The following is a 4,907-nucleotide window of genomic DNA, read 5'->3' as shown; positions in this document are numbered from 1 at the left end:
CGGGCGCAGACGCGACGGGAGCTGACGGCGCTGTTCCGGCCGGGCCTTTCCACAGGTGCAGCGCCTCGTCCACAAAGCTGCCGGTTATCTGCCCGTCCAGGGTCTGGAGCAGCAGGCGGCTCACCACATTGCGCAGTTCACGTATATTTCCCGGCCAGACATGTTCCTGCAGGGCGTCCATAACCGGGCGTGAAAGCCGGGGCGGGTGTATCTCGTATTCTCGGGAAAACTGCCTGACAAAATGCTCCACAAACAACGGGATGTCGTTTTTCCGTTCCCGCAGGGGAGGCATGCGCAAAACCACCGAACCGAGGCGATAATACAGGTCACGACGCAGACGGCCCTGATTCATGGCCGCAGCCATGTCAATATTGGTGGCGGACATGACGCGCATATCCACGCCGATGGGCGCGGCCTCGCCCACACGCTCAAAAGAGTTTTCCTCCAGCACCTGCAAAAGCTTGCTCTGCATCTCCGGCGCAAGTTCGCCTATCTCGTCCAGAAAAAGCGTGCCTCCCTGGGCCAGTTCCACCCGCCCCACCCGCTTGCTGGTGGCCCCGGTAAACGCGCCTTTGGCGTAGCCGAACATTTCACTTTCAAAAAGCGTGGGAGGCAGGGAAGGGCAATTGACCTTCACAAAACTGTTCTTGCGCCTGGGGCTGTGCAGATGCAGCCAGCGGGCCAGCATGCTTTTGCCCGTGCCGGTTTCGCCCAGAATCATGACGGGAATGTGCAGCTTGGCAACCTTGCGGGCCAGCGCCATGAGTTTTTTCATATCCGGCGTTTCCAGCAGGCTGGCGGCCAGCAGGATGCTTCCGGTGGGGTCCGCTTCCGGACTGCGGGCCGAGCCCGCCTGGGCCGCACGCACTTTCTCCAGGCGTTCTTCGGAAAGCACTGCAAAAAGAAAGGTGGACAGCACGGGGCTCAGCTCCAGCAGCACATTGAGAATCTGCACGATATTTTCAGGCGGCTGCATAAAAGACACGTGCAGCGTGCCGATGACCTCGCTGTTGACGATGAGAGGCAGGGCGATGGTGGAATTCAGCCCCACCGTGGAAAGAGGCATGGGCGAGTCGCCGAAGTCATGCTTGGTCAGATCATTGATGACCACGGGCTTGCGCGAGGCGATAGCCAGGCCCGCCACCGTGTTCTGGGCAATGCGCGTATTGGAGAGCGATTCCACCACCGTGCCGTCGGCCGCGGTGAACAGATTGAGAAACTCTCTTTCCGCGTCATAGAGATTGATGCAGAAGCGGTCATAGTGAAATAAAATACTAAGCTGCTTTGCAAGCATGCGGAAAAAGGCATTACGGTCCATCTTTCCCACAACAAGCCGCGCCAGGTGGTGCACCACCTGACCCACTGTCTGGGACGGGTTGTTCAGGCCGCCGGCAGAAAGCTCGTATGGCATACTCTCCTCCTGCCCAATAATAGGCACCCATTTGACTAAAAAACAAGGCTATTGCCCATATTTAAGCAAAGCAGACTGAACAGCCAAACAGTTTTGTGAAAAAATATCCTTATATAGCACCAGGTAACGCGTTCAGGGCATCTCTGGCACGCACATTGCTTTATAGCTCAACAAGACTGGGGCAATACAAGCAAATACTGTCTTACCGTATACCAGATGCAATATTTTTAACTGCATTGGAACGCAAAAGCCATGCGACAAAACGGATAACACATATAAGAGAGATTGCTTGTGTATTACATCTCGTTCTACTACCAACATACTATCCAAGGAGAACAGTATGACAACCCACTTTGTGGTGCACGAGCCGGGCGACAGCGTTGGCGTGGTCGTGGTTGAAGGCGTCAAAAAGGGCGACCGGCTCAACGGCTGGGTGATGGATGGCGACACCACACTGGAATTCGAGACCCTGAGCGACATTCCCATCGGTCACAAGATCGCTCTCAAGGACCTTGCGGTAGGCGACACCATCATCAAGTACAGCACGGATATCGGCAAGGTCGTCAAGCCCATCAAGCGCGGCGAACACCTGCATGTACACAACGTCAAAACCAAAAGGTGGTAAACCGATGAACAAGACATTTATGGGCTACCGCCGCGAAAACGGACGTGTGGGCATTCGCAACCATGTGATCATTCTGCCCCTGGACGACCTTTCCAACGCCGCCTGCGAGGCTGTAGCGAACAACATCAAGGGGACCATGGCCCTGCCCCACGCCTACGGACGCCTGCAATTCGGCGAAGACCTCGACCTGCACTTCCGCACCCTTATCGGTACGGGCTGCAACCCCAACGTGGCAGCCGTGGTGGTCATCGGCATTGAGCCGGTGTGGACGCAGCGCGTGGTGGACGGCATTGCCAAAACCGGCAAGCCAGTGGCGGGCTTTGGCATCGAGCAGCACGGCGATCTGGAAACCATCCGCGCCGCCTCCCTCAAGGCCAAGGAATTTGTGCATTACGCCAGTGAGCTGCAGCGCACTCAATGTACGGTGGACGAGCTGTGGGTTTCCTGCAAGTGCGGCGAATCCGACACCACATCCGGCATCGCTTCCAACCCCACCGTCGGCAACGCCTTTGACAAGCTGTGGGAAGCCGGGGCCACCACCCTGTTTGGCGAAACCACTGAAATCACCGGCGGCGAGCACCTGGTTATGGAGCGTTGCGCCAATGAGGAAGTGCGCGCCAAATTCAAGGCGTTTTTTGACCGCTACGCCAAGGTGGTGGATGACCACAAAACAGACGACCTCTGTGACTCCCAGCCCACCAAGGGCAATATTGAGGGCGGCCTGACCACCATTGAGGAAAAAGCCCTGGGCAACGTCCAGAAGATCGGCCGCAAAGCTCCTGTGATCGGCTGCCTCGACAAGGCCGAATCCCCCACCGGTCCCGGCCTGTGGTTTATGGACTCCTCTTCCGCTGCTGCCGAAATGGTCACCCTGTGCGCCGCTTCGGGCTTTGTGGCCCACTTCTTCCCCACCGGCCAGGGCAACATCATCGGCAACCCCATTCTGCCGGTCATCAAGCTCTCGGCCAACCCGCGCACCGTGCGCACCATGAACGAGCATATCGATGTGGACGTTTCCGGCCTTCTGCGCCGGGAAATAAACATGGATCAGGCGGGAGACATGCTGCTTGAAATGCTCATCCGCACCTGCAACGGGCGCAACACCTCGGCTGAAGCCCTGGGTCACCGTGAATTTATCATGACCCGGCTTTACGAAAGCGCGTAAGAACCATAAAGAGCTGGCGCCGGTCTGTACCCGGCGCCAGCTCTTATGGCCCTGGGCGCTCGCCCACTAATGCCGTGCAGCAAGCCGGTGGCGCCCCCCCATACACTACTTGTGTCTGAGGTAATCATGTCAAAGAAAATTTTTTCTACGCTTTATTTCAAGGTGCTTCTGGGCATCGCCCTCGGCATTGCGTTCGGTTTTATCGAACCTGACATTGCAGTCAAGTTAAAACCTCTCGGCGACGCGTTCATCAACCTTATCAAGATGATCATTACGCCGGTCATTTTCTGTACTGTTTCAGTGGGTATTGCTCGCATGGACAGCCTCAAGGCTGTTGGCCGTGTCGGCGGAAAAACTCTGCTTTATTTTGAAATAGTCACAACACTGGCCTTGATTATTGGTCTTATTGTTGTGCATGTTTTTCAACCCGGCGCGGGCATTCATGCAGACCCCGCCACCATGGATGCCTCGGCTCTGGGCAGATTTGCCCAGGCCAAACAGCAAACCACACAGGAATTCATTATGGGCATTATACCCCATAGTGTGGTGGGCGCTTTTGCAGAAGGCAATCTTTTGCAGGTGCTGCTGTTCTCTGTGCTGTTCGGCATGAGCCTTTCGCACATGGGCGACAAACCCAAGCAGGCCATACTTGGCACGCTTGACCGCTTCAGCAACGCGTTTCTGGGCGTGGTCAACCTGATCATGAAGCTTGCGCCCATCGGCGCGTTCGGGGCCATCACCTTTACTATCGGCAAATACGGCGTGGGCGCGCTTGCCTCTCTGGGCAAACTCGTGGCCTGCCTCTACATCACAAGCGCCCTGTTTGTCATTATCGTGCTCGGCTTCATCTGCAAAATGTCCGGCGTCAACATCTGGCAGCTTATCAAATACATGAAGGAAGAAATCTTCATCACTCTCGGCACTGCCAGCACTGAAGCCGTTCTGCCCCGCAGCATGGAAAAAATGGAAGCTCTGGGTATCAAAAAATCCGTGGTCGGCCTTGTTTTTCCCACGGGATATTCTTTCAACCTTGATGGTGCGGCCATCTATCTTACCATGGCGGCCTCGTTCATTGCCCAGGCTATGGATATCCACCTGGACCTGCAGCATCAGATTACCCTGCTTCTTATCCTGCTGCTGACCTCCAAGGGCGGCGCGGGTGTTGCGGGCGCGGCGCTCATTGCCCTGGCAGCTACGCTTTCAGCCACCAATATCATTCCGGTTGTGGGCATGACCCTGGTTATCGGCATTGACCGCATTCTTAACGAAATGCGCGCCGTGGTGAACCTTATAGGAAACTGTGTTGCCACTGTCGCCATCGGGAAATGGGAAAAATCCATTGACCTTGAGCACGCCAACCTTGTTCTGAGCGGAAAAATAAACGTAGAAGACATGCTGGAGAAAAATGAAGATCTTGACACAATAGAAATCGCCTCTCCGGCTCCTGTACCCCAGGTCGAAAAATTGGGCGCATAGTACTCCTCCATGCCCCACATGGCGCCCATCCGTATCATTACGCCATTATTACGGATGGGCGCAAATTTTTTCAAAAACTGAAGGTTTGCCATGCGCTACGCCATCAATAACGATTTGTTCCGGCCTCATGCCTCCATAATTGATCGGTACAAAGATCTGCCCGTGGCCGACATCTGCGATGCCCTGGGCCGCAACGCGGCACTGCCCGCGGCACTGCGTCCCCTGGGCGC

Annotated in this window: 4 protein-coding genes; 3 read left to right on the top strand and 1 reads right to left on the bottom strand. The window is 55.9% G+C overall.

The features are described 5' to 3' along the window. On the bottom strand, positions 1-1,411 hold a 1,411-nt coding region (locus V6C16_RS07970), incomplete at its 3' end, for a sigma-54-dependent Fis family transcriptional regulator (protein ID WP_333534687.1). A 340-nt stretch (positions 1,412-1,751) separates the two neighbouring features. Here V6C16_RS07970 and V6C16_RS07965 point away from each other — a divergent pair. The 3 genes from V6C16_RS07965 (at position 1,752) to dctA (ending at position 4,677) form a co-directional block, all read left to right on the top strand. Then, positions 1,752-2,036: a UxaA family hydrolase gene (locus V6C16_RS07965; protein ID WP_333534686.1), complete on the top strand. Its 285-nt coding sequence runs from the start codon at positions 1,752-1,754 to the stop codon at positions 2,034-2,036. A gap of 4 nt (positions 2,037-2,040) precedes the next feature. Continuing rightward, positions 2,041-3,201, top strand: coding sequence for a UxaA family hydrolase (locus V6C16_RS07960; protein WP_333534685.1), 1,161 nt, complete (start codon positions 2,041-2,043; stop codon positions 3,199-3,201). Positions 3,202-3,327: 126 nt separating this feature from the next. After that, positions 3,328-4,677, top strand: a complete 1,350-nt coding sequence (dctA, locus tag V6C16_RS07955) for a C4-dicarboxylate transporter DctA (RefSeq protein ID WP_333534684.1) — start codon at positions 3,328-3,330, stop codon at positions 4,675-4,677. The last annotated feature ends 230 nt before the right edge of the window (positions 4,678-4,907 follow it).

This window comes from Desulfovibrio sp. 1188_IL3213 (genome assembly GCF_036763145.1).
Classification (GTDB): Bacteria; Desulfobacterota; Desulfovibrionia; order Desulfovibrionales; family Desulfovibrionaceae; genus Desulfovibrio.
Note: the sequence above shows the minus strand (reverse complement) of the source record. Positions and strands in the feature narration are given on the sequence as shown.